The organism is Jatrophihabitans sp., from assembly GCF_035474675.1.
Lineage (GTDB): Bacteria > Actinomycetota > Actinomycetes > Mycobacteriales > Jatrophihabitantaceae > Jatrophihabitans_A.
Genome location: NZ_DATINC010000089.1, coordinates 1 through 4,215 on the forward strand (window position 1 = coordinate 1; position 4,215 = coordinate 4,215).

At 71.8% G+C, this 4,215-nt stretch carries 6 protein-coding genes; 1 reads left to right on the forward strand and 5 read right to left on the reverse strand.

Translation table 11 applies throughout. The annotated features are described in order from the left end of the window. A partial coding sequence (locus VLJ82_RS11095; RefSeq protein ID WP_408663411.1) for a class I SAM-dependent methyltransferase occupies positions 1 to 420 on the forward strand: 420 nt, incomplete at its 5' end. A 118-nt stretch (positions 421 to 538) separates the two neighbouring features. On the opposite strand, the gene VLJ82_RS11100 is transcribed toward VLJ82_RS11095, so the two are convergent. The 5 genes from VLJ82_RS11100 to VLJ82_RS11120 form a co-directional block, all read right to left on the reverse strand. Next, the gene (locus VLJ82_RS11100; protein WP_408663412.1) at positions 539 to 1,537 is read right to left on the reverse strand and encodes a hypothetical protein; all 999 of its coding nucleotides are present in this window, start codon (positions 1,535 to 1,537) and stop codon (positions 539 to 541) included. Further along, a complete protein-coding gene (locus tag VLJ82_RS11105) occupies positions 1,534 to 2,082 on the reverse strand; it encodes a sigma-70 family RNA polymerase sigma factor (protein ID WP_408663413.1) in 549 nt (182 codons plus the stop codon). Before VLJ82_RS11105 ends, VLJ82_RS11100 begins: the two co-directional genes overlap by 4 nt. Positions 2,083 to 2,235: 153 nt before the next feature. After that, positions 2,236 to 2,463: an antitoxin gene (locus tag VLJ82_RS11110; RefSeq protein WP_408663414.1), complete on the reverse strand. Its 228-nt coding sequence runs from the start codon at positions 2,461 to 2,463 to the stop codon at positions 2,236 to 2,238. Between the two features lie 60 nt (positions 2,464 to 2,523). Continuing rightward, positions 2,524 to 3,435, reverse strand: a complete 912-nt coding sequence (locus tag VLJ82_RS11115) for an intradiol ring-cleavage dioxygenase (protein ID WP_408663415.1) — start codon at positions 3,433 to 3,435, stop codon at positions 2,524 to 2,526. Positions 3,436 to 3,539: 104 nt separating this feature from the next. Then, on the reverse strand, positions 3,540 to 4,215 hold a 676-nt coding region (locus tag VLJ82_RS11120; RefSeq protein WP_408663416.1), incomplete at its 5' end, for a diguanylate cyclase domain-containing protein.

Sequence of the window (4,215 nt, forward strand, 5' to 3'; positions counted from 1 at the left end):
GGTGTCGACCTGTCGCCACGGATGATCGCCCATGCCCGGCGCCGTTATCCAGACCTGGACTTCACGGTCGCGTCCGCCACCGACCTCGGCCTCGCGGACGCCTCGCTGGGCGGCGTGCTCGGCTGGTGGTCGCTGTTCAACCTGCCCCGGGACGTGCTGCCCGCGGTGCTGGCCGCCTTCGCCAGCGCCCTGGTGCCCGGCGGCCGGCTGCTGCTCGGCATGCACGTCGGCGACGGCGACGTTGCGCGCACCGAGGCCTACGGCGGCGTGCCGGTGCGCTGGACCACCCACCTCTGGCAGCCCGAGCACCTGGTTGCCCTGCTGTCGGTGGCCGGCCTGGACCTGGTGGCCGAACTGCGCCTTCCGGCGAACGGCGAGGTGCGTCCCGGAGTGGTGCTCAGCGCGAGCCGGCCGGGCTGAACCTGGTTCAGCGCCGGGCCGGCGGTGCTCATCGAGAGCACTGCCGGCCCGGCGCTGGCGTCAGAAGGGCTTTGGCGTCAGAAGGACTTGGCATCAAAAGGGCTTGGCATCAAAAGGGCTAGGTGTGCACCCCGTGGATGGCGAACCGTTCCACCTGCTGCAGGTGCCCGCCGGTGCTGGCCACCAGGGTCAGCACTCCCCGCTGGGTAAAGGTCACCGGTCCGGTCGTCCAGGCCGCGTGGTCGCCGCCGGCCGGCACCCGGGCCACCGTGCTGCGGTCGGTCTGGCTGGCCAGCACCGACACCACGATGTTCTCGTCCACCCCGGTGATGTGGCCGCCGATGGCCATCGGCGAGCTCACTCGTGACCCATAGGCCGGCTGCTCCAGCGACAGTGTGGTGTCGTCACTGCCGACCACCTCCCACGGCGAGTCCGACGCGGTGCCGAACTGGACCAGGTGCAACGTCGCCGCGGTGTGCGGCTGGCCGTTCGGATCCCGGTAGCCGACCTTGATGTGGGCGCCCAGGTCGTCGAAGAACGTCCCGGTCACCAGGTTGATCTCGGTGAACCCCAGGTAGGACCGGGTGAAGGTCAGCGCGGTCTGGCTGGCGTCCAGGTGCCACGGTTGTGAACCGCCGGCCTTGGTGCGCCACTGCTCGGCATCGGCGTAGCTGCCGAACGGCCATAGCGGCTGGTAGCCCAGGGTGAACGCATCGGCCGGCCCGGACGGCACCCGGGAGGGCGGCGTGACCGAGACCGTCGGCCGGGACGGCGGCCGCGACGACGGCGCCTGGGACGGCGGCTGGGACGACGGGGCGGCGGTCGGAGTGGGTGCCGGGGTCGGCGCCACGGCGCTGGGGGTTGGCTGCACGGGCAGCTGGGTTGCCGGGCCCGCCGGGTGGCTGGAGGTCCGGCTCAGCTGCACCGCGGTCACGGTGGCCACCGCCAGGATTCCCACGATGGCCGCGGCCAGCAGCGGAACGGCCCACCGGGTCCGGGCCCGGTCCAGCAGCACCACCCGGCTGGACGGCGGGGCGGCCGGCGCCAGGTCGGCTTCGGTGACGGCGTCCGCCCGGGCGTGCAGGGCGGCGGCGATCCGATCGTCGATGGTGTTCATTCGGCACCTCCGAGTGCTGCGGCGATCGCCTGGCGACCGTGGAATGCGTTGGATTTGACGGTGCCCAGCGAGATGCCGAGCTCGGCCGCGATCTGTGCCTCGGTCAGTTCCGACCAGTAGCGCAGCACGATCACCTCGCGTTGCCGGCGGGGCAGCCGGTGCAGCGCCGCGATCACCGCGCGGTGCTCCTCGGCCAGCAGCAGCTGGCCGTCGGCGCCTTCGACCGTCAGCCGGTCGGCGTCCGGGTGCGGGTTGCGGCGCACCGTGCGGCGCCGGCGCAACACCGAGCGGGACCCGTTGAGCACGCAGCTGCGCAGGTAGGAGATCGCCGCCTCCCGGTCGGCCAACGCCGGCCAGCGCCGGTGCAGGGCCGCGAAGGCGTCCTGCACCACGTCCTCGCCGGTCTCCAGGTCGTCGACCAGCAGCACCGCGAGCCGGATCATGGTCAGCCGATGGGAGGCGAACAGCGCGACCACCGCTGAATCGGCATCGTCTGCCGGCGTGAGCCGCACCGGCACATCCTTGTTGCGCACCATCGTCCTCATGGCCACCGTCCAGGCTCGGCGCACCACGAGGAGTTCGTGGTGCTACCTGTCCAGACGTCTGGTCGGGGCAATGGTTGCATCGATAGCCCGGAAGCGGCTACGACCTGTTCGGCCCCACCATCGCCACGACTGCCCGCCGGACGGGCCGGGCGGCTACGGCTGGTCGGTGCCCGGCTTGCGGTGCGGGTCGGAGGCCTCGGGTGCCAGGAAGTCGGCCAGCTTGTCGCCGGCCGTGTCGATCTGGCCGGCGTGCTTGCCGCCGGTGCGCTTGTTGACCTGGTCCTCGGCCTGGTCGAGCGCCTTGCGCACCTGGTCGGGATGCTGTCCGGCCATGTCGCGTGCCTTGCGGGCGAGCTTGCCGACGTTGTCGAACAGTCCCATGGCGGCCTCCCCGGCATCCTGCGTCTCCGCTTGGCCACCACCTTACCCAGGCGGCCGGTTCTACACGCCCACCGTCAGGGCGGCGGTGTAGCCGGCCGACACCGACCCGCTCATCGAGGCCAGCTGGTGGATGCCGCCGTCGTCGCCGAACACCATGTCCGAGGTCAGCGAGGTGCGGGCCAGGTTGGCGACGCTCTGGGAGTAGCCGGAAGTGGCGTACACCTTGGCGCAGGCCTCCGCGGGCAGCGCCAGCTGGGAGGTGGCCACGATCTTGCCGGCCGCGGTGGCGTTGGCGAGGCTGGAGTACACCTCGAAGTGGATGTGCGGCCAGCGGCCGGAGTAGGCGGCCGGAAAGATCGTGGTGAAGGTGACCTGGCCGTCGGCGTCGGACTCCTGCACGCCGCGCAGGTAGTTCTCGCCCGAGACGTTCTGCCCGTACAGCGAGTACTCGCCGTCGATGTTGCAGTGCCACAGGTACACCGCGGCGCCCTTGATCGCTTGGTAGCCGTTGGCCGAGTCGCGCAGCGTCAGCGTGACGGTGAGCGGAACGCCCTTGGCGGTGGTGGTGGAGGTGCCGAAGCTGGACCGGATGTCGCTGCGCACGATCCCGCTCTGGGTCAGCACGTTCGGGCCGTTGGAGCCGTCGCCGGGGTACGGGCCGCTGGTCTCCTCCGGGATCTCGGTGTAGGACTCGGCCGCCGTGCCGGTGCTGCTCGCCGACGAGGCCGACGCCGACGAGGCCGCCGCCGTCGGGCTGGTGGCCGTCGTCGCGGCCGAGCTGGTAGCCGTTCCGGACCCGGCCGAGGTGACCTTGGCGGCGCTGGAACAGCCGGCCACCGCCAGCAGGCCGGTGCCCAGGAACGCCAGCGCACCGCGCCGGCTCAGCGTCTGCAGGTCGAACTCCAACCCGCGGTCGTGGTCTTCGATCTCGGAAGCTGGCTGGTCTGCGTGGTCTGCGCGCTGGGGCGACATGGGTCTCTCCGGATCACTCGGGCCTTCGATCAGTCGAGAGCCACCATGCCCGGGCTGTCCGGCAGGACGTTGTGGAGATGCTGTGCGATCGCTGTGGCCGCCGCTCAGCGCGCCGTCGGGTCCGTCGGATGCTTGGCCTGCTTGGCCTGGTACATCGCGGCGTCCGCGCGGGCCATCAGCTCGGCCGCGGTGTCGCCGGTCTCGGCGGTGGCGTAGCCCATCGAGCAGCCGACCAGCAGCTCACCGCAGCTGAGCTCGAACGGGGTGGCGAAGGCCTGCCGCAGCCGGGCCAGCAGGGTTTCCACGCCGGGGTCGGCGCCGTCCGGCGTCTCGGTGAGGATGACCAGCTCGTCACCGGACATCCGGGCCACCAGGTCGGTCGCCCGGACGCTCTCCAGCAGCCGGTGGGCCACCGCGCGCAGCAGCTCGTCGCCGACCGCGTGGCCGTAGGTGTCGTTGACCGGCTTGAACCGGTCCAGGTCCAGGAAGATCACCGTCGGGGTGGTCGCGCCGCGCTGGTACTTCGCCAGCGCCATGGTCAGCGTCTCGGAGAACAGCGCGCGGTTGGGCAGGCCGGTGAGGTGGTCGCGGGTGGCGGCGTGGCTGAGCCGGGCGGCGTCGTCGCGCAGCTGCAGCACCAGCACCGCCTGGTCGGCGATGTCGCGCAGCCGTTCCAGTTGCAGCCGGGTCAGCTCCTGGCTCTGGTCGGAGAACGCGCACACCGTGCCGATCACCTCGCCGCCGGACAGGATCAGCGGCGCGGCGGCGTAGAGCCGGACC